Consider the following 22,984-nt stretch of genomic DNA (forward strand, 5'->3'; position numbering starts at 1 on the left):
AGAGGTGAAGTATTTTGAAAAAAAATATCGTTATTTTAGGAGCATCTGGTTCTATCGGAACCCAAGCCATTGATGTCATTGAAAATCATAGTGAGGCATTTAATTTGGTGGGATTGACGGTAGGCCAAAATATTGATTATGCGATCAAGGTCATCGAAACACTTCACCCTGAGATTGTTTCTGTTCAAAATGAAAAGGATGTTGCACGACTAGAAGGCTATGATGTTAAAGTTGTGCACGGACGAGAAGGTTTAGTTCAAGTGGCCACTTATGAAAAAGCTGATATTGTACTTAATTCATTATTAGGCAGTGTTGGTTTAGAGCCAACTATTAGAGCGATAGAAAGTGGTAAAAATATTGCTTTAGCGAATAAAGAAACATTAGTCGTTGCCGGTGAACTTGTGATGCAATACGCAAAAAAATACAACGTTGATATTTTACCAGTGGATTCAGAACATGCCGCTATTTTTCAATGTCTTAATGGAGAACGTAAGGATTTAATTCAAAAGGTTATTATCACAGCCAGTGGGGGATCTTTCAGAGATTTATCAAGAGAAGAACTGAAAAATGTAACGGTTGAAGATGCCTTAAATCACCCGAATTGGTCTATGGGACATAAAATTACGATTGATTCGGCTACAATGATGAATAAAGGATTTGAAGTCATTGAAGCGAAATGGTTATTTGACCTTGATATTGATCAAATCGAAACCATTCTTCATAAAGAAAGTATTATTCACTCAATGGTGGAATTTGTAGATACAAGTGTAATGGCGCAATTAGGTACGCCAGATATGCGCATGCCTATACAATATGCTTTTACCTATCCAGAACGCATTGAACATAATGCACCATCTCTCAATCTAGCTGAGATCGCACAATTGAACTTTAAAGCAATGGATTTTAATCGTTACAAGTGTCTTAAATATGCATACGATGCGATTAAAATAGGCGGCACTATGCCAGTTGTATTAAATGCAGTAAATGAAGTAGCTGTCGCTAAATTTTTAAATAAAGAAATTGGCTTTTTAGATATTGAACGTTTGATTGAACAAGAAATGGATGCACATGACGTTATTCCGCACCCAACTCTAGAACAAATTTTAGAAATAGATGACTATTATAAAACTAAAAATTATGAGGTGAACACATAAATGTTTGTGACGATCATTGCTTTTATTATTGTTTTTGGTCTCCTTGTTTCTGTTCACGAATATGGTCATATGTTTTTTGCGAAACGTGCGGGAATTATGTGTCCAGAATTTGCAATAGGTATGGGGCCGAAAATTTTTAGCTTTCGTAAAAACGAAACCTTATATACAATTCGTTTATTACCCATTGGTGGTTATGTGCGCATGGCTGGTGATGGTTTAGAAGAGCCCCCAGTGCAACCGGGAATGCATGTTAAAATCAAATTAAATGATAATGATGAAATTACGCATATTATTTTAGATGATCAACATAAATTCCAACAAATTGAAGCAATTGAAGTTAAACAAATCAATTTAAAAGATGGATTGTATATGGAAGGGGTCACTGCATATGATGACATGCGTCATCATTTCAATATAGCCAGAAAAGCGTATTTCGTACAAAATGGGAGTTTAATTCAAATTGCACCTAAAGATCGCCAATTTGTACATAAAAAACCTTATCAGAAGTTTTTAACGCTCTTTGCAGGACCGTTATTTAACTTTATATTAGCATTAGTGCTATTAGTGGGATTAGCTTATTATGAAGGTGCGCCAACAACGACCATTGATCAAGTAGCATCAAAGTCTCCAGCTGAACAAGTTGGATTACAAAAGGGTGACACTATCCTTGAAATTAATGATACTGAAATTAAGCGTTTCAGAAATATAGAAGGGGCGCTCAATTCTACTAATGGTGAAGAAACAACAATAAAATATGAAAGAGATGGCAAAGTTCAAACAGCTGAATTTTCACCTAAAAAAATTGAATATCAACAAACAAAAGATAAAAAACAAGTGCAATATCAACTTGGCGTCGTACCAACAAAAGAGCATTCTTTAATTGAACCGATTACGTACGGTATAGAAGAGACGTTACGTTTTGGTAAAGTCATCTTTTCAGCCGTTGGTACGATGATAGCAAGCATTTTTACAGGTGCATTTAGTTTTGATATGTTAAATGGCCCTGTTGGAATATATAAAAATGTAGATACCGTGGTGAAAACGGGAATTATCAACCTTATTAGATGGACAGCAATGCTAAGCGTTAACTTAGGTATTATGAACTTATTACCTATTCCAGCGTTAGACGGTGGACGTATTTTATTTGTTATTTACGAAGCAATCTTTAGAAAACCAGCTAATAAAAAAGCAGAAACAGCGATTATCGCAGCTGGTGCGATTTTTGTATTAATCATTATGGTACTTGTTACTTGGAACGATATTCAACGTTATTTCTTGTAATAAGTAAAGGAGGAATAAAACAATGAGACAATCTAAGGTGTTTATACCTACATTAAGAGAAGTGCCAGCTGAAGCAGAAGCAATCAGTCATCAGTTTTTGTTAAAAGCGGGTCTTATTAAACAAAACGCAGCTGGGGTTTACAGTTATTTACCAATCGCTACTCGCGTGATTCAAAAAATATCAGATATCATTCGTGAAGAAATGGAACGCATTGAAGCGGTAGAGGTTGTTATGCCTGTGTTACAACATGCTGAGTTATGGAAAGAATCCGGACGTTGGGATGCCTATGGACCAGAGCTCATGCGTTTAAATGATCGTCATCAAAGAGAATTTGCACTTGGGCCTACACATGAAGAGGTTGTAACAGCTTTAATTCGTGATGAATTGCGTTCATATAAACAATTACCACTTACATTATTCCAAATTCAAACTAAGTTTCGTGATGAAAAACGACCACGATTCGGATTATTACGTGGCAGAGAATTTATTATGAAAGATGCCTATTCTTTCCATGCTGATGAGGCGTCTTTAATGCAAACATATAATGATATGTACAATGCGTATTATACTATCTTTAATAGAGTAGGTTTAAATGTACGCGCAGTAATGGCGGATTCAGGTGCTATTGGTGGTAATCATACACATGAATTTCATGCTTTAAGTGAAATTGGTGAAGACACTATTGTATATAGTGATAATAGTGATTATGCGGCTAACATTGAAAAAGCAGAAGTTGTATATCAACCAACAACGCAAGCATTAGAAGAGGCTAAACCATTAGAAAAAGTACACACACCTAATGTAAAAACGGTTGAAGCTTTAGCTGAATTTCTTAATGTACCTCTAAATCAAATTGTCAAAACAATGGTAATGAAAGTACAAGGTGAATATGTCATTTTACTTGTAAGAGGCAATCATGAGGTTAATGAAGTTAAAGTGAAAACATTCTTTGAAACAGAAGACGTTGCCTTTGCCGATGATGAAGAAATCATTAACTTATTAGGGGCTAAACCAGGTTCATTAGGTCCTATTACTGATAAAGATATTAAAGTATACGCAGATAATGATCTTCAAAATAGCAATAATTATGTAGTAGGTGCTAACATAGACGACTATCATTATTACAATGCTAATGTTGAACGTGATTTCAACGTGGAAGCCTATGCTGACTTTAGATTTATTTTAGAAGGTGAACCACTAGCTGATGGTTCTGGTGAAGCAAAATTTGCTGAAGGTATTGAAGTAGGACAAGTGTTTGTTCTAGGAGAAAAATATACTGAAGCAATGAAAGCAACGATTTTAAATGATCAAGGGCGAGAACAAAATGTCACAATGGGTTGTTATGGTATCGGTGTTTCTAGAACATTAAGTGCCATTATTGAACAACATCATGACGACAATGGTATCATGTGGCCAAAAGCTGTAGCTCCGTATGATCTCCACATTATTACGATCAATCCTAAAAAAGAAGAGCAACAACAACTCGGTGATCAACTTTATAATGAGTTAAAAGCGCAATATGATGTGTTATATGATGATCGTAAGGAACGTGCAGGCGTAAAATTTAATGATGCGGATTTAATTGGTCTGCCATTGAGAGTCGTTGTAGGAAAAAATGCAGCTGATGGTATCGTCGAAGTGAAACGTCGTGATAATGGAGAAAGTGAAGACGTCCATATCGATCAATTATTTGATCGCATTAATCAATTATATAACGCATTACACTAGTAATGAGTGTCAATGCAATAGGTGCGACCTAGAAGATAAAATGACTGATTTAGAAATTGATTAAATCAGTCATTTTTACGTGTATTTAAAGTGCTTTTCGTTTATAGTGGATAGAACAATACGTTATATTATTATTCCATGGATGATTGAATATATAAGGCGCCCTTGAAAATGATGTTTAAAATGTCAGTTTTTTTAAAAGGTAAGTTGCAATAATTTAAGGTGGTTATAAAATGACACTACACAAACAAGACAAGTTTAAGATATTACTTAAACAATTGAATATGCTAGATCATTTCGATGAAGCGTTTGTTGAAGAAGGCGAATTAACCAGAGTTGATGTTTCCGAAAAATCTCGCGCATGGACATTTCACATTACCTTACCATATTTTATAAGTTATGAAGATTACGCTGTTTTCACTCATGCGCTTCAAGATACATTTCAACATATCGCCCAAGTTGATTGGTATTTTAAGGTTAAAAACACCTCCTCTCAAGATGAACATTTATTAAAATATTTTGGTGATTGCATCGAACAAACTGCTTTATCCCCTAAAGTTAAAGGTCAATTAAAACAAAAGAAAATCATCATGTCTGGTGATGTAGTAAAAGTTTTAGTTCAAAATGATATTGAACGTAATCATTTTGATAAAACTTGTAACGGTAGTTTAATTAAAGCATTGCAACGATGCGGTTTTGATATAAAACAAGTTGTATTTGAGACAGATGATTCGAGTCAAGATGATGATTTAGCCTCCCTAGAAGCCCACATTCAACAAGAGGACCAACAAAGCGCAAAAGAAGCGACTGAAAAAATTGAAAAAATGAAAGCTCAACGTGCTCAAGAAGAAAATCAAGAATCTACAGTAGAGAAATGTCAAATTGGTAAACCAATCCATGCAGAACAAGTCAGACCAATAGAGTCTATTGTGGAAGAAGAATTTAAAGCGGCTGTCGAAGGGGTTATTTTTGATATTAATTTGAAGGAATTAAAAAGTGGGCGTCATATTGTAGAGCTAAAAGTAACGGACTATACAGATTCCTTAGTGTTAAAGATGTTTACGCGTAAAAATAAAGATGATTTAGATCATTTTAAAGCACTATCTGAAGGGAAATGGATACGTGCACAAGGACGCATTGAAGAAGATATGTTTATCAGAGATTTAGTCATGATGATGTCAGACATAGAAGAGATAAAGCGCGTACCTAAACAAGACAAAGCTGAGGATAAACGTGTAGAATTCCATTTGCATACTTCAATGAGCCAAATGGATGGTGTTTCTCATATTAGTGACTATGTAGCCCAAGCTAAAAAGTGGGGACATGAAGCGATTGCTGTAACAGATCATAATGTTGTTCAAGCCTTTCCAGATGCTCATGCAGCAGCGGAAAAACATGACATTAAAATGATTTATGGTATGGAAGGCTTGCTTGTAGATGATGGCGTGCCCATTGCCTATAAACCGACAGATCGCATTTTAAAAGATGCAACTTATGTCGTTTTTGACGTCGAGACAACAGGTTTATCAAATCAATACGATAAAATTATCGAACTTGCAGCAGTCAAAGTGAAAAATGGAGAAATCATTGATAAGTTTGAACGTTTTAGCAATCCTCATGAAAAGTTAACAGAAACCATTAAAAACTTAACGCATATCAATGATGACATGTTAAAAGATGCCCCGGAAATTGAAGAAGTATTAACAGAGTTTAAAGAATGGGTTGGCGATGCGATATTTGTCGCACATAATGCGTCCTTCGATATGGGGTTCATTGATACAGGATATGAACGCTTAGGTTTTGGCCCATCTACTAATGGCGTTATAGATACTTTAGAATTATCACGTACGATTAATACAAGTTATGGTAAACATGGTTTGAACTTTTTAGCGAAAAAATATGGTGTAGAACTGACACAACACCACCGTGCGATCTATGATACTGAAGCAACCGCTTATATTTTTATTAAGATGTTGGCTCAATTAAAAGAGTTAGGTATTGAGAATCATCAAGATATTAATACTAAACTGTCAAATGAGGATGCATATAAAAGAGCAAGACCTCAACATATTACCTTAATCGTTCAAAATCAGAAAGGACTAAAGAATTTATTTAAAATTGTTAGTGAATCTTTAGTCACATATTATTATAGAACACCACGAATCCCACGTTCATTATTGGATGAGTATCGAGAAGGGATATTAGTGGGCACAGCGTGTGACGAAGGTGAAGTATTTACTGCTGTGATGCAAAGAGATCAATCTGAAGTAGAACGTATCGCAAAATATTATGACTACATCGAAGTGCAACCACCAGCATTGTATCAAGATTTATTAGATCGAGAACTTATTCGTGATAACGAAACATTAGTAGAAATTTATGAACGTATTTTAAAAGTTGGCGAAACGAATCAAATTCCTGTGATTGCGACAGGAAATGTGCATTATTTACATGAACACGATGGCATTGCGAGACGTATTCTCATAGCATCGCAACCTGGTAATCCATTAAACCGTTCAACATTACCAGAAGCGCATTTCCGCACAACAGATGAAATGCTCGATGAATTTCACTTTTTAGGTGAAGAACGTGCACATCAAATTGTTGTTGAAAATACCCAAGCACTTGCTGAACGTGTTGAGAAAGTGGTCCCAATCAAAGATAAATTGTACACGCCTAATATGGAAGGGGCTAATGACGAAATACGAGAAACGAGTTATCAAAACGCTAAAAAACTCTATGGTGAAGATTTACCTCAAATCGTCATTGATCGTCTTGAAAAAGAATTAAAAAGTATCATAGGTAATGGATTTTCAGTTATCTATTTAATTTCACAACGCCTTGTTAAAAAATCTTTAGAGGATGGATACTTGGTAGGTTCTCGTGGTTCGGTTGGTTCAAGTTTTGTTGCCACAATGATTGAAATTACTGAAGTCAATCCATTGCCACCACATTACATTTGCCCTAATTGTAAAAAAAGTGAGTTTTTCGATGATGGGTCAGTGGGTTCTGGCTTTGACTTACCAGATAAAACTTGCGAATGTGGTGCTACGTTAATTAAAGAAGGCCAAGATATCCCATTCGAAACATTCTTAGGGTTTAAAGGTGACAAAGTACCCGATATCGACTTGAACTTTAGTGGGGAATATCAACCTGAGGCCCACAACTATACAAAAGTACTTTTTGGTGACGAATATGTATATCGTGCAGGTACAATTGGTACAGTTGCTGAAAAAACAGCGTTTGGTTTTGTAAAAGGATATTTAAACGACCAAGGTATTCATAAGCGAGGCGCTGAAGTAGATCGGTTAGTAAAAGGCTGTACAGGTGTGAAAAGAACGACTGGTCAGCACCCAGGTGGGATTATCGTTGTACCTGATTATATGGATATTTATGATTTTACACCGATTCAATATCCAGCAGATGACCAAAATTCACCATGGATGACAACGCATTTTGATTTCCATTCGATTCATGATAACGTTTTAAAACTAGATATACTCGGACACGATGACCCAACTATGATTCGTATGCTACAAGATTTATCTGGGATTGATCCTACAACCATTCCAGTAGATGATAAGGAAACAATGGGTATTTTCAGTTCGCCAGAAACATTGGGTGTTACTGAAGAAGAAATTCTAGCCAAAACTGGAACATTTGGTGTACCTGAATTTGGTACAGGGTTTGTGCGTCAAATGTTAGAGGATACTAAACCGACGACATTCTCAGAACTTGTGCAAATCTCAGGTTTATCCCATGGCACAGACGTGTGGTTAGGTAACGCACAAGAACTTGTAAGAAGTGGGACATGTACGCTATCAAGTTGTATCGGCTGTCGTGACGATATTATGGTGTATTTAATGTATGCTGGTTTAGAACCTTCACTAGCATTTAAAATTATGGAAGCAGTCCGTAAAGGTAAAGGGTTAACGGAAGAATGGGAACAAGCAATGAAAGAAAATGATGTGCCAGATTGGTATTTAGACTCTTGTAAAAAGATTAAATACATGTTCCCGAAAGCACACGCTGCGGCCTATGTTCTAATGGCAGTACGTATTGCTTATTTTAAAGTTCATTATCCTTTATATTATTACGCAAGTTACTTTAGCGTCCGTGCATCAGACTTTGATTTATTGACTATGATTAAAGATAAAGATAGTATACGCGCAACGATTAAAGATATGTATGAACGCTACATGGATTTAGGTAAAAAAGAAAAGGATGTATTGACTGTATTAGAAATTATGAATGAAATGGCACATCGTGGATTTCGAATGCAACCCGTTCACTTAGAAAAAAGTGAAGCATTTGATTTTATTATTGAAGGCGATACATTAATCCCGCCATTTATTGCTGTACCAGGATTAGGTGAAAACGTAGCCAAAAGAATCGTGGAAGCAAGAGAAGAAGGACCTTTCTTATCAAAAGAAGACTTAAACAAAAAAGCCGGCGTCTCACAAAAAGTCATTGACTATCTTGACGAACTAGGCTCACTCCCAAACATGCCTGACAAAGCACAACTATCCATATTTGACATGTAAAACAAAGTGCGGACAATTGCGTTCAGGGTTCGAAGTGATTACGTACACTTCGAACAAAGTGAGTTAGTGTACGTTATGCATGCGAGTGAAAGCGAGCAGGCGAACCTTTATTTAAGAGCAAAATCGAGCGTTGAACCTAAACAGTATGATGAGATAAAACGGTGTAAGCTGAGCTTTGTTAATGCCACAATGTATACTATGCCGTCCAAGGCGAAAAGTTGTTCATTCATAGTGCTTGTGGTATAATAATGGTGCGTATTAAATAGACACGAGGAGGAAGAGTGGGTATGACCCGCTCTTTTCTCTTTGTTATTAAAGATAAGGGGGCTCGTATGAGTAAAGTTACAGAGCAAGTTGAACCATTAATCCAACCCGTATTAGACGAATTGAATTACGAACTCGTGGATATTGAATTTGTAAAAGAAGGTAAAGACCACTATTTAAGAATTTCTATTGATAAAGAAGGTGGCGTGGACCTAAATGATTGTACAATCGCTTCTGAACGCATTAGTGAAATAATGGACGAACATGATCCGATTTCTGAAGCATATTATCTTGATGTCTCATCACCTGGTGCTGAACGACCAATCAAAAAAGAAAAAGACTATCAGAATGCAGTAGGACAACCTATTTTTGTCTCACTTTATGCGCCGATTGAAGGTGAGAAAGAATGGCTCGGTCGTTTAATTGATGTAGACGATGAATTTATTTCATTAGAGGTCCAAGTTAAAGAAAAAGTTAAATCAATTACAATTCCACGTAATAAAATTGCGAAAGCAAGACATGCTGTAATGCTTTAAGCTATGTGAGGAGGAATAAGCAGTGGAGAGCAATGAATTATTATTAGCTACAGAATACCTTGAAAAAGAAAAGAAAATACCGAGAGAAGTGCTAGTTGATGCCATTGAAGCAGCACTAATTACCGCTTATAAAAAGAATTATGATAGTGCGAGAAATGTTCGAGTAGAATTGAACCTAGACAGTGGTTCATTTAGAGTAATTTCACGTAAAGAAGTTGTTGAAGAAGTATTTGATGATCGTGATGAAGTCGATCTTTCTACAGCACTTGTTAAAAATCCTGCTTATGAGGTAGGAGATATTTATGAAGAAGACGTGACACCTAATGACTTTGGTCGTGTGGGTGCACAAGCAGCAAAACAAGCAGTACTTCAACGTTTAAGAGATGCTGAACGCGAAATTTTATATGATGAATTCATTGATAAAGAGGAAGATATTGTTACAGGGGTTATTGATCGTGTCGATCACAGATATGTATATGTGAACCTTGGACGAACTGAAGCGGTATTATCTGAAGCAGAACGTAGTCCAAACGAAACTTATGTGCCAAATGAGCGTATTAAAGTTTATGTAAATAAGGTAGAACAAACTACAAAAGGACCTCAAATTTTCGTTTCTCGCAGTCACCCAGGTCTTTTAAAACGTTTATTTGAACAAGAAGTGCCTGAAATTTTTGATGGTATTGTAGAAGTTAAGTCAGTAGCGCGTGAAGCGGGAGATCGTTCTAAAATCAGTGTACATGCTGAAAACTCAGATATTGATGCAGTAGGTTCATGCGTAGGTGCTAAAGGTGCGCGCGTTGAAGCAGTTGTAGAAGAACTTGGCGGTGAAAAAATTGACATCGTACAATGGAGTGAAGATCCAAAAACATTTGTAAGTAATGCATTGAGTCCTTCACAAGTCATTGATGTATTAGTGGATGAAGAAAATCAATCAACAACTGTTATCGTACCAGATTATCAACTATCATTGGCTATTGGTAAACGTGGTCAAAATGCGCGTTTAGCTGCGAAGTTAACAGGTTGGAAAATTGATATTAAATCTGAAAGTGATGCAGAAGCATTAAATTTAATATCAGATGAACCGGTATCAAATGACGAAGTATTGACTGAAACAACTTTCCTAGAAGATGAAGAACCTGAGGAAACAGTATTAGTGGAATCAGAAGAAGAGGAAACAGAAGACGTACTTGATGATTTAGATAATGAAGCGTTAACTGAACAAAACGAGGACAAGTAGGAGGGATTTCATGAAAAAGCGAAAAATTCCTATGAGAAAATGTATCCTCTCAAATGAAATGAAACCTAAACAAGACATGATTCGTGTCGTTCAAAATAAAGAAGGCGAGATTTCTGCAGATGCGACAGGTAAAAAACAAGGTCGTGGCGCATATGTGTCTAAAGATATTAGCCTTATCGAAAATGCACAAAAAGAACAAAAGTTAGAACAATTTTTTAAAGTATCACCAGACACACTTGCCCCTGTATATAAAGAAATTATTCGACTTATTTATAGAGAAGAGATACCTACTAAATGAGTAATGAACAATTTTTAAATTTTTTAGGTTTAGCAATGCGTGCGGGTAAAGTAAAAACAGGTGAAGCTGTTGTAATGAGTGAATTAAAGAAAAGTCGTTTGAAATTGGTTTTAATTGCCGAAGATGCCTCTGATAATACTAAACAACAATGGATTAATAAATGCCAAACCTATCATACACCTTGTCGAATTGTAAGTAGTCGTGAGGCACTTGGTGGTGCATTAGGAAAAAGTGCACGCGTAAATATTGGTATAACAGAGCAAGGCTTTGCCAAAAAGATGATGGCTTTGATTGATGAATAAAGTTAGGAGTGGTTTAATGAGTAAACAAAGAATATATGAATATGCCAAATCTCAAAATATTAAAAGTAAAGACGTTATTGAAGCATTAAAGGAAAATGGTGTTGAAGTGTCTAACCATATGCAAACGTTAGAGGATGATCAAGTTAAACTATTAGATCAAAAATTTAAAAAACAAAATGATAAATCAAATGCTTCAAAGCAAACTACTCAATCAAATCACAAGAAAAAACAAAACAATAAAAAGCAAAATAAAAACAATAACAAGAATAAGAAAAAAGATCACAAGAAAAACGATAAAAAAGCATCACAAGCGCCTAAGGAAATGCCATCGAAAATTATGTATACAGAAGGCATTACAGTAGGCGAAGTTGCTGAAAAATTAAATGTAGATTCTTCTGAAATCATTAAAAAATTATTCATGCTTGGTATCATGGCTAATATTAACCAATCACTTGATATCGAAGCTTTAGAATTAATTGCTTCAGACTATGGTGTTGAATTAGAAGAAGAAGTCGTTGTCGATGATAATGATTTAGAAGTTTATTTTGATGGTATTGAAGAAGATGAAGATGCAGAAGAGCGTCCAGCTGTTGTAACAATCATGGGCCACGTTGACCATGGTAAAACAACGCTTTTAGACTCTATCCGTAATACACGTGTTACTGATGGCGAAGCTGGAGGTATTACACAACACATTGGTGCTTACCAAATTGAAAATAAAGGTAAAAAAATTACATTCTTAGATACACCTGGTCACGCTGCATTTACAACAATGCGTGCAAGAGGCGCACAAGTAACAGATATTACGATTCTTGTAGTAGCAGCAGATGATGGCGTGATGCCTCAAACAATTGAAGCAATTAACCACGCAAAAGCTGCTGAAGTTCCAATTATTGTGGCAGTGAACAAGGTAGATAAGCCAACTGCTAACCCTGACCGTGTAATGCAAGAATTAACAGAGTATAATCTAATCCCAGAAGATTGGGGTGGCGATACCATTTTCGTGCCACTTTCAGCATTAAGCGGTGACGGTATTGACGATTTACTTGAGATGCTTGTATTAGTTTCTGAAGTACAAGAGTTAAAAGCAAATGCTGATAAAGCTGCGATTGGTACAGTTATTGAAGCAGAACTTGATAAATCACGTGGACCTGCTGCCTCATTACTTGTTCAAAACGGTACACTTCATGTAGGTGATGCTTTAGTTGTTGGTAATACACACGGTAAAGTTCGTGCAATGGTAAATGACTTAGGTAAACGTATTAAAACAGCTGGTCCATCAACGCCAGTAGAAATTACAGGTTTACAAGATGTACCACAAGCTGGGGATCGTTTTGTCGTATTCAAAGATGAAAAGAAAGCAAAACGTATCGGTGAAGCACGTGAAGAAGCAAACATTTTACAACAACGTCAAGAAAGTAAAAATGTATCTCTTGATAACTTATTTGAACAAATGAAACAAGGTGAAATGAAAGACCTAAATGTCATCATCAAAGGGGACGTTCAAGGATCAGTTGAAGCTTTATCTGCATCATTAATGAAAATTGATGTTGAAGGCGTAAATGTGCGTATTATTCATACAGCTACTGGTGCAATTAACGAATCAGACGTAACATTAGCGAATGCATCTAATGGTATTATTATTGGTTTCAACGTACGTCCAGATGCTGGTGCAAAACGTGCTGCTGAAGCTGAAAATGTAGATATGCGTTTACATCGTGTTATCTATAACGTTATTGAAGAGATCGAATCAGCTATGAAAGGTATGCTTGATCCTGAATTTGAAGAACAAGTGATTGGTCAAGCAGAAGTACGTCAAACATTTAAAGTATCAAAAGTAGGTACGATTGCAGGTAGCTATGTTACTGAAGGTAAAATCACTCGTGATTCTGGCGTACGCGTTATTCGAGATGGTATTGTTCAATTTGATGGTCAATTAGATACACTTAAACGTTTCAAAGATGATGCTAAAGAAGTAAAACAAGGTTATGAATGTGGTATCACAGTTGAAAAATATAATGACATCAAAGAAGGCGACATCATCGAAGCATATGTTATGGTAGAAGTTGAAAGATAAACTAAAAGTTAAAATGTTTTGAGGTTGAGACATTTTTAATCGTTTTCTAAGTAGGAATACGATATGTCTCAGCCCTTTTAACCTATAAAATTATTCTAAATGCAAAGGAGGTATAACATGAATAATATGAGAGCTGAACGTGTTGGAGAACAAATGAAACAAGAATTAATGGATGTCATTAATAATAAGCTTAAAGATCCAAGAGTGGGATTTTTAACGATTACCGACGTTCGACCAACTAACGATTTATCACTTGCTAAAGTTTATTTCACCGTATTAGGCGATGAGCAAGAACGTGAAGATTCGCTTAAAGGCCTTGAAAAAGCTAAAGGATTTTTAAAAACTGAAATTGCACATCGTATGAGATTGAGAACTGTCCCTGATTTAGAATTTGAGTATGATGAATCTATTGAATACGGCAATCGCATAGAACAGTTAATTCAAGGACTTCATAAAAAAGACGAATAATATGTTTATGATTGGGATACGTTAATTGACGATTGGGATGTCACGTTAACGTATCCTTTTATTATAGTCATATATCGGTATTTTAATTCATCTAAGTGGTGGCATGCTTACTTAAACATTGTTTATATCTATAATCATATAATGGTACAATTAAATAGGTTTGTATAGTATTTAAAAGAAAGGGAGTGACAAGATGTACGATGGCATTTTACCGGTGTATAAAGAGAGAGGTTTAACTAGTCATGACGTCGTTTTTAAAGTAAGAAAAATGTTAAAAACGAAAAAGGTTGGCCATACTGGGACGTTAGACCCTGAAGTTGATGGTGTGCTACCTATTTGTTTAGGTAAAGCCACTAAAGTCAGCGATTATGTCATGGAAATGGGTAAAACGTATCAAGCTGAAGTGACAATAGGTTATTCGACAACAACTGAAGATCAAACCGGAGACATATTAACCACAAAAAAAGTAACACCTCAAAGTATGAAAGAAGAAGAGGTGGATGAAGCATTACGTCACTTTGAAGGAAATATCACCCAAGTACCGCCGATGTATTCTTCGGTCAAAGTAAACGGAAAAAAATTATATGAGTATGCGAGAAATGGTGAAGAAGTTGAACGACCTAAAAGACAAGTGCATATTTCACACATAAAACGTATTTCTGAGTTACAATTTAATGAGGATGTCTTGCGTTTTAACATTGAAGTGTCATGTGGTAAAGGAACATATATCAGAACATTAGCGACCGACATTGGAAAGATGCTAGGGTATCCTGCGCATATGTCTCGGTTGACGCGTACAATGAGTGGAGGATTCAAACTGGATCAATCGATTTCTTTAAATGAAATCAAAAATCACCATGACATGGGCACTTTGAATGATGATTTATACCCTATGCATTATGGACTTCAAGCGTTACCTAGGTTCGACATTCAAAATGACACATTAAAAAAACGCATTTTAAATGGGCAAAAGTTAAATAAAAATAAGATTCCAATTACATTTGAACAGGAAATTGTAATGTGGGATAGTGAACATAAATGTGTACTTGCAATTTATGAAGTACATCCGGTCAATGAAACAGAAATTAAACCTAAAAAGGTATTTCATTAAAGGAGTTTTACGAAATGGAAGTTATTGAAGTCACTCACCCGATACGTCAAGAACAACATATAAAAGAAGAGATTGCGATTGTTTTAGGATTTTTTGATGGCTTACATCGTGGGCATCAAGCACTTTTTGATGAATTAGATCGTGTTGCAGAAGAAAAGGGGCTTAAAAAAGCGATTATGACATTTGATCCGCACCCTTCAGTGGTCTTAAATCCAAAACAAAAACGCACCACGTATTTAACACCGCTTGAAGATAAAATTGAAAAATTAAAAGAAAAAGATATTGATTACTGTATCGTTGTTAATTTTTCATCTAAATTTGCGGATGTGTCCCCAGAAGAGTTTATGCGAGAATATCTGATTAATAACCATGCAAAGGTGATTATTGCTGGGTTTGACTTTACATTTGGTAAGTATGGCAAAGGGAATATGTCAATGATACAAGAATACTTAAGTGATGTAGAGTGTATTACAGTAGGAAAACAAGATATTAATGACGAAAAAATTTCAACCACTGCGATTCGAGAGGCTTTACTTACTGGACAATTAGATAAAGCAAATGAATCGTTAGGTTATCGCTATCAAATTAAAGGTACTGTCGTACAGGGTGAAAAACGAGGGCGTACGATTGGTTTTCCAACAGCAAATGTAGAACCTTCTGATGATTATGTTTTACCTGCTAAAGGTGTATATGCGGTAAGCATGAAAATAGGAACGAGCGATAAAGTCTACCGAGGCGTATGTAACGTAGGGGTAAAACCTACATTTCACGATTCATTGCCACAGGTAGTGATTGAAGTTAATCTATTTGATTTTGAAGAAAATATATACGGAGAACGTGTCATTATAGATTGGCATCATTATTTACGTCCTGAACTTAAATTTGATGGCATTGATCCTTTAGTTGCACAAATGAATCAAGATAAAGAACGCGCTAAATATTTACTATCGGTTGATTTTGGTGATGATATCAATTATAATATTTAAAGTCTAAGAAATTTGGACAGCTAACCTTAGTCTTGGGAGGTTGAAACTCCGACGCCTCGCTCAGATTAAGGCAATTCATAATTTAGAGGAGGAAATTGATAATGGCAATTTCACAAGAACGTAAAAATGAACTAATTAAAGAATATCGTACACACGAAACGGACACTGGTTCTCCAGAAGTTCAAATCGCTGTGTTAACTGCTGAAATTTCAGCATTAAATGATCACTTACGTATTCATAAAAAAGACCACCATTCACGTCGTGGTTTATTAAAAATGGTAGGTCGTCGTCGTCATTTATTAAATTATTTACGTGACAAAGATATTCAACGTTACCGTGAATTAATTAAATCATTAGGTATCCGTCGTTAATATAGCGCACGTAATGAATATGAAAGAAAGAGACCAAGCGTTGGTTTCTTTCTTTTTTTACTATTAAAGATGTTAAATGTAAGATATAATGAAAAGTGGACAAACTACGAATTGATGAAACAGTAGGAGAGGAGATATAACATGTCTCAGGAGAAAAAGGTGTTTAAAACGGAATGGGCTAACCAACCGTTAACAATAGAAACGGGACAGCTTGCTAAACAAGCTAATGGTGCCGCTTTAGTGAGATACGGTGATACAGTCGTACTTTCTACAGCAACAGCATCAAAAGAACCAAGAGACGGTGATTTTTTCCCGCTTACCGTAAACTATGAAGAAAAAATGTATGCAGCTGGAAAGATTCCAGGTGGTTTTAAAAAACGTGAAGGTCGACCAGGTGATGAGGCTACATTGACAGCACGTCTCATTGACCGTCCAATTCGTCCATTATTCCCGGACGGCTATCGTCATGACGTTCAAATTATTAATATGGTATTAAGTGCTGACCCGAATTGTTCGCCAGAAATGGCAGCGATGATTGGCTCATCCGTTGCACTAAGTGTGTCAGATATACCTTTCCAAGGGCCAATAGCAGGTGTAAATGTAGGCTATGTAGATGGAGAGTATGTCATCAATCTTGACTTAGAACAAAAAGAAAATTCAAGATTAGACTTAGAAGTAGCTGGGCATAAAGATGCTGTTAATATGGTTGAAGCTGGTGCAAGCGAAATCACTGAACAAGAAATGTTAGAAGCTATTTTATTTGGACATGAAGAAATTAAACGCTTATGCGCATTTCAAGAAGAGATTATTAATCATATTCAACCAGAAAAACAAGAATTTATTCCAGAAGAAAAAGATCAATCATTTATAGATGAAGTGATTGCGCATACTGAAGAAAAACAATTAAAAGATGCAATCCAAACATTTGATAAAAAAGAACGTGAGGACAATATTGAGGCTATTAAAGCAGAGATTTTAGCCATGTATGAAGATGAAGAAGACGATGAAAACGAAGCACTATTAGCTGAAGTAAGCAGTATTATAGATACAGCAGTTAAAGAAGAAGTGCGTCGTTTAATCGCAGACGAAAAAGTGCGTCCGGATGGTCGTAAACCTAATGAAATTCGCCCGTTATCATCAGAAGTTGGTTTATTGCCTCGAGCACACGGATCAGGTTTATTTACGCGTGGTCAAACACAAGCGTTATCTGTCCTTACATTAGGCTCAATTTCAGAATATCAAATCATTGATGGATTAGGTGAAGAAGAACATAAACGTTTTATGCATCATTATAACTTCCCTAACTTCTCAGTAGGAGAGACTGGTCCAGTACGTGCGCCAGGTCGTCGTGAAATTGGTCATGGCGCATTAGGTGAACGTGCATTACGCTATATCATTCCAGATGAAAAAGATTTTCCTTATACGGTTAGAATTGTCAGCGAAGTACTTGAATCAAATGGTTCATCATCACAAGCTTCAATCTGTGGTTCTACATTAGCGCTTATGGATGCAGGTGTACCAATCAAAGCACCAGTAGCAGGTATTGCGATGGGATTAGTGACACGTGATGAAAGTTATACGATTTTAACTGATATTCAAGGTATGGAAGATGCCTTAGGTGATATGGACTTTAAAGTAGCAGGTACTAAAGATGGTATCACAGCGATTCAAATGGATATTAAAATTGACGGTTTAACAAGAGAGGTTATTGAAGAAGCGTTAGAACAAGCACGTGTTGGTCGTTTAGCAATTTTAGATCATATGTTAGATACTATTGATCAACCACGTAAAGAACTTAGTGCATATGCACCAAAAGTAGAAACGATTACAATCAAACCAGAAAAAATCCGCGATGTCATTGGACCAGGTGGTAAACAAATCAATGAAATTATTGACGCAACAGGCGTTAAATTAGACATTGAACAAGATGGTACAGTCTATATCGGTTCAACAGAACAAGATATGATTGACGAAGCGCGTCAATGGATTGAAAATATCGTACGTGAAGCAGAAGTAGGTCAAGTTTATGATGCTAAAGTTAAGCGTATTGAAAAATTTGGGGCATTTGTAGAGTTATTCCCAGGTAAAGATGCGCTTGTGCATATTTCTCAAATTGCCAATGAACGTATCAATAAAGTAGAAGATGTATTAAAAGTTGGAGACACACTTAAAGTTAAAGTTACAGAAATAGACAAACAAGGTCGTGTCAATGCATCTCATAAAGTGCTTATTTAATGTTAAAGTCAACGGTTAGTGAGTTGTCATCGCTAGCCGTTTTTGTTTATTCAAAATAATCACCTTACCTTCTTTGCAAGCATTTTAATAGTGTACAGAGCGTTCGTTATCAACTATAATGAAATATGAATATAATTGGACGGGCTATATGAATTTAGGAGGTACAGTTTTGAATTTAGTAAAAAAGAAAAATAAAAGTATTCGCATCATCCCTCTTGGTGGAGTGGGTGAAATTGCGAAAAACATGTATATTGTAGAAGTTGACGACGAAATGTTTATGCTTGATGCTGGCTTGATGTTTCCTGAAGATGAAATGTTAGGTGTAGACATTGTAATTCCTGACATTCAATATGTGATTGATAATAGAGAAAAGTTAAAAGGGATCTTTTTAACACATGGTCATGAACATGCTATTGGTGCAGTATCCTATGTTTTAGAGCGTGTTAATGCACCTGTTTATGGTTCAAAATTAACTATCGGGTTAGTCAAAGAAAGCTTAAAAGCGCGTCAAGTCGATAAAAAAATTAGATATTATGTGGTCAATGATGAGTCTGTAATGCGATTTAAAGGTGTTAACGTGACGTTCTTTAATACGACGCATAGTATTCCTGATAGTCTTGGTGTATGTATTCACACTTCATATGGTGCAATCGTGTACACTGGTGAATTTAAGTTCGATCAAAGTTTACACGGTCACTATGAGCCAGACTTAAAGAAAATGACAGAAATTGGAGATGCAGGTGTATTTGCATTATTAAGTGACTCAACAGAAGCAGAAAAACCAGGATACAATACACCAGAAAATGTAATCGAGCATCATATGTCTGAAGCGTTTAGTAAAGTAAGAGGCCGTTTAATCGTTTCTTGTTATGCTTCAAACTTTATCCGTATCCAACAAGTCTTAAATATAGCTAGTAAATTAAATCGAAAAGTTTCATTTTTAGGCCGTTCATTAGAAAGCTCTTTTAATATTGCGCGTAAGATGGGCTATTTCAATATTCCAAAAGATTTATTAATTCCTATCAATGAAGTGGATAATTATCCAAAGAATGAAGTCATTATTATCGCGACAGGTATGCAAGGAGAACCCGTTGAAGCATTAAGTCAAATGGCTCGTCAAAAGCATAAAATCATGAATATCCAAAAAGGAGATTCTGTATTTTTAGCGATTACCGCTTCTGCAAATATGGAAGTCATTGTTGGTAATACTTTGAATGAATTAGTGCGTGCAGGTGCGCATATTTTACCAAATGACAAAAAAGTACATGCTTCTAGTCATGGATGCATGGAAGAACTTAAAATGATGCTCAATATTATGAAACCCGAGTATTTTATCCCTATCCAAGGGGAATTTAAAATGCAAATCGCACATGCTAAATTAGCTAGCGAAAGTGGCGTTAAACCTGAAAAGATTTTCTTAGCGGAAAGTGGCGATGTCATTAATTTCGATGGTAAAGACATGTCATTAAATGAAAAAGTGCCGGCTGGTAATGTATTAATTGATGGTATCGGAGTGGGTGATGTAGGTAACATCGTCTTACGAGATCGTCATTTATTAGCAGAGGATGGTATCTTTATTGCTGTAGTGACACTGGATCCTAAAAATAGACGTATTGCTGCTGGACCAGAGATACAATCACGCGGTTTTGTATATGTTCGAGAAAGTGAAGCTTTACTTAAAGAAGCGGAAGAAAAAGTACGTGAGATTGTTGAACAAGGTCTACAAGAAAAACGTATTGAATGGTCCGAAATAAAACAAAACATGCGTGATCAAATAAGTAAATTATTATTTGAAAGTACAAAGCGTCGTCCAATGATTATTCCTGTCATATCTGAAATTTAATTTAAAATATCATAACACTCAAACATTATAATCAAAGCTTATTATAATTATATTTTAAGACGAATCTGAAGAGCGGGTGATTGATTTGATAACAGTGATTTGTGTTTCAAGTCAATGAACCCGTGTATAGATTCGCTTTTTTAAATATTAAATGATGAAAGAAGCAGGTGACAATGAATGGCCCAATCTAAAAAACGCAAAACGAAACGAACAACGACAAAAAAGCGGCCCTCAAAAAAGAAAAATAATGATACACCGTTACGTTTTGGATTGGCAATCGTTTTTGTAATATTTTTGGTTTTAGGTATATTTCAATTAGGTATCATCGGCGTAGCAATCGATAGCTTTTTTAATTATTTAGTAGGTTACGCGCGATATTTAGTATACATACTTTTAATGTTAGCGAGTGGTTTTCTTGCATATAATGGTAAATTACCGAAATCTAGACGGTTAACGGGTTCAATTTTCTTAGCGATTGCATTGATTCTTGTCTCTCAACTTTTTTATAGAATGACAGGCGGTGCAAAGGCCCAAAGAGAACCTGTTCTTTCTTATGTATTTCATCAATACGATCAAACGTTCTTTCCTAATTTTGGTGGAGGACTTGTAGGATATTATTTAGTGGAGTTATTAGCGCCATTATTCTCAATCGTTGGTGTGGTACTGCTAACTATATTAATGCTGATTTCAAGTATTATTTTATTACGAAAAAAACGTCATAGAGATGTGTCCAAATTATTATTTGAAAACACTAAGAAACAATATACTTCTATGTCTGAATCATATCAGCAAAATCGTGAACGACGTAGACTAAAAAGTAAAGAACAAAAAGAACATAAGCGTAGACAAAAAACATCTCAAAAACAAGAACAACTTAAAGATGTTTCTGATTTCACAGAAGTACCAACGGAAGATGACACAGCTGCTGATAATGATATGTCTAGTATTCCAATTTTTGGCTCTGAAGAAGACAATGTCCACAATACTAAGCAAGTTGCCACGCAAGAACCTAGTCAAAAAAGAGTGGACGCTTTGCATACAACAGCGCAAACGCCAACTCAGAACAATGAACCAAAAGAGGATGAGACATCTAATGAAAGTTCTATATCTGAAGCGGGAGAAGTGGAAAATTCAACTTATGAAATTCCACCGTTAACGTTACTTGATGAACCTAAACAACAACAAACAACATCTAAAACAGAAGTGCAACGAAAAGGTAAATTATTAGAAAATACATTGAATCAGTTTGGTGTTAAAGCAAAGGTTACACAAATACAAATAGGCCCAGCTGTGACGCAATATGAAGTACAACCTGCTCAAGGTGTTAAAGTCAGTCGAATAGTCAATTTACATAGTGACTTAGCCTTAGCTTTAGCGGCTAAAGATATTCGTATTGAAGCACCAATTCCTGGAAAATCTGCCGTTGGTATAGAAGTGCCAAATGAAAAAATTGCGTTAGTGACGTTAAAAGAAGTACTTCAAGAAAAGTTTCCAACTCAAAATAAATTAGAGGTCGCTTTAGGTAGAGATATTTCTGGTGAACCTATGACAGCAGAATTAAATAAAATGCCTCACTTACTTGTCGCAGGTTCAACAGGTAGTGGTAAATCTGTATGTATTAACGGCATTATTACGAGTATTTTATTAAATGCCAAACCTCATGAAGTCAAATTGATGATGATCGACCCTAAGATGGTAGAACTCAATGTTTATAATGGGATACCACATCTACTGACGCCTGTAGTAACGAACCCACATAAAGCCTCACAAGCGCTTGAAAAAGTGGTTAGTGAAATGGAAAGACGTTATGATTTATTTCAACATTCTGGTACGCGAAACATTGAAGGTTACAATGAATTTGTGAAACAGAAAAATGAAGAATTAGACGAAAATGAGGCTTATTTACCTTATATTGTCGTAATCGTCGATGAATTAGCTGACTTAATGATGGTAGCAGGTAAAGATGTTGAAGCAGCTATCACTCGAATTACACAAATGGCGCGTGCAGCAGGGATTCACCTCATCATTGCTACTCAACGTCCTTCTGTAGATGTCATTACAGGACTCATTAAAAACAATATCCCTTCCCGTATTGCTTTTGCGGTAAGTTCGCAAACAGATTCAAGAACAATTATTGATAGTGGTGGCGCAGAGAAGTTACTAGGTAAAGGGGATATGCTATTTATAAAAAATGGTGGTTCTTCACGAACGCGTGTACAAGGTGCCTTCTTAAGTGATCAAGAAGTACAGAAAATCGTGGATTATGTTGTAAAACAACAAAAAGCGAACTACGTTAAAGAAATGACACCGGATGATACAGCTGATCAATCTCAATCAGAAAGTGATGATCCGCTATATCATGAAGCCTATTTATTTGTTGTTGAAAAACAAAAAGCAAGCACATCTTTACTACAAAGACAATTTAGAATTGGTTATAATCGCGCTTCTCGTATTATGGATGATTTAGAAGCTAACCAAATTATTGGTCCTCAAAAAGGAAGTAAACCAAGACAAGTATTAGTTGATTTTAATGAAGGAGAGGTTTAAT

At 35.8% G+C, this 22,984-nt stretch carries 15 protein-coding genes and 1 pseudogene; all 16 read left to right on the forward strand.

The window, feature by feature from the left end; translation table 11 throughout:
* Positions 1-14: 14 nt before the first annotated feature.
* Entirely contained in the window at positions 15-1,154 is a 1,140-nt protein-coding gene (locus tag ACEE93_RS03510) for a 1-deoxy-D-xylulose-5-phosphate reductoisomerase (RefSeq protein WP_449154914.1), read from the forward strand.
* A complete protein-coding gene (rseP, locus tag ACEE93_RS03515; protein WP_449154915.1) occupies positions 1,155-2,435 on the forward strand; it encodes an RIP metalloprotease RseP in 1,281 nt (426 codons plus the stop codon).
* Between the two features lie 22 nt (positions 2,436-2,457).
* The gene (locus ACEE93_RS03520; protein ID WP_449154916.1) at positions 2,458-4,164 is read left to right on the forward strand and encodes a proline--tRNA ligase; all 1,707 of its coding nucleotides are present in this window, start codon (positions 2,458-2,460) and stop codon (positions 4,162-4,164) included.
* A gap of 233 nt (positions 4,165-4,397) precedes the next feature.
* On the forward strand, positions 4,398-8,708 hold the full coding sequence (locus ACEE93_RS03525; protein ID WP_449154917.1) for a PolC-type DNA polymerase III: 4,311 nt from the start codon (positions 4,398-4,400) through the stop codon (positions 8,706-8,708).
* A 332-nt stretch (positions 8,709-9,040) separates the two neighbouring features.
* Positions 9,041-9,508 carry a ribosome maturation factor RimP gene (rimP, locus tag ACEE93_RS03530; RefSeq protein WP_449154918.1) on the forward strand — a complete coding sequence of 156 codons (468 nt, stop codon included), beginning with the start codon at positions 9,041-9,043 and terminating at the stop codon, positions 9,506-9,508.
* A gap of 22 nt (positions 9,509-9,530) precedes the next feature.
* On the forward strand, positions 9,531-10,745 hold the full coding sequence (nusA, locus tag ACEE93_RS03535) for a transcription termination factor NusA (RefSeq protein WP_449154919.1): 1,215 nt from the start codon (positions 9,531-9,533) through the stop codon (positions 10,743-10,745).
* Positions 10,746-10,755: 10 nt separating this feature from the next.
* A complete protein-coding gene (rnpM, locus tag ACEE93_RS03540) occupies positions 10,756-11,043 on the forward strand; it encodes an RNase P modulator RnpM (protein ID WP_449154920.1) in 288 nt (95 codons plus the stop codon).
* Positions 11,040-11,345, forward strand: a complete 306-nt coding sequence (locus ACEE93_RS03545; RefSeq protein WP_449154921.1) for a L7Ae/L30e/S12e/Gadd45 family ribosomal protein — start codon at positions 11,040-11,042, stop codon at positions 11,343-11,345. Before rnpM ends, ACEE93_RS03545 begins: the two co-directional genes overlap by 4 nt.
* 16 nt (positions 11,346-11,361) lie before the next feature.
* Positions 11,362-13,422 (forward strand): translation initiation factor IF-2, encoded by a 2,061-nt coding sequence (gene infB / locus ACEE93_RS03550; protein WP_449154922.1) that lies wholly within the window; start codon positions 11,362-11,364, stop codon positions 13,420-13,422.
* A gap of 117 nt (positions 13,423-13,539) precedes the next feature.
* A complete protein-coding gene (gene rbfA, locus ACEE93_RS03555) occupies positions 13,540-13,890 on the forward strand; it encodes a 30S ribosome-binding factor RbfA (RefSeq protein ID WP_449154923.1) in 351 nt (116 codons plus the stop codon).
* Between the two features lie 193 nt (positions 13,891-14,083).
* A complete protein-coding gene (gene truB / locus ACEE93_RS03560) occupies positions 14,084-15,001 on the forward strand; it encodes a tRNA pseudouridine(55) synthase TruB (RefSeq protein WP_449154924.1) in 918 nt (305 codons plus the stop codon).
* A gap of 14 nt (positions 15,002-15,015) precedes the next feature.
* On the forward strand, positions 15,016-15,987 hold the full coding sequence (locus tag ACEE93_RS03565; RefSeq protein ID WP_449154925.1) for a bifunctional riboflavin kinase/FAD synthetase: 972 nt from the start codon (positions 15,016-15,018) through the stop codon (positions 15,985-15,987).
* Between the two features lie 101 nt (positions 15,988-16,088).
* Positions 16,089-16,358 (forward strand): 30S ribosomal protein S15, encoded by a 270-nt coding sequence (rpsO, locus tag ACEE93_RS03570; RefSeq protein ID WP_016424928.1) that lies wholly within the window; start codon positions 16,089-16,091, stop codon positions 16,356-16,358.
* A 141-nt stretch (positions 16,359-16,499) separates the two neighbouring features.
* The gene (pnp, locus tag ACEE93_RS03575; protein WP_449154926.1) at positions 16,500-18,593 is read left to right on the forward strand and encodes a polyribonucleotide nucleotidyltransferase; all 2,094 of its coding nucleotides are present in this window, start codon (positions 16,500-16,502) and stop codon (positions 18,591-18,593) included.
* 169 nt (positions 18,594-18,762) lie between these two features.
* Positions 18,763-20,436, forward strand: a complete 1,674-nt coding sequence (gene rnjB / locus ACEE93_RS03580; RefSeq protein WP_449154927.1) for a ribonuclease J2 — start codon at positions 18,763-18,765, stop codon at positions 20,434-20,436.
* Positions 20,437-20,733: 297 nt separating this feature from the next.
* Positions 20,734-22,983, forward strand: a pseudogene (locus ACEE93_RS03585) (DNA translocase FtsK); the annotation flags it as partial.
* Position 22,984: the final 1 nt, after the last annotated feature.

The organism is Staphylococcus sp. 11262D007BW (assembly GCF_053547815.1).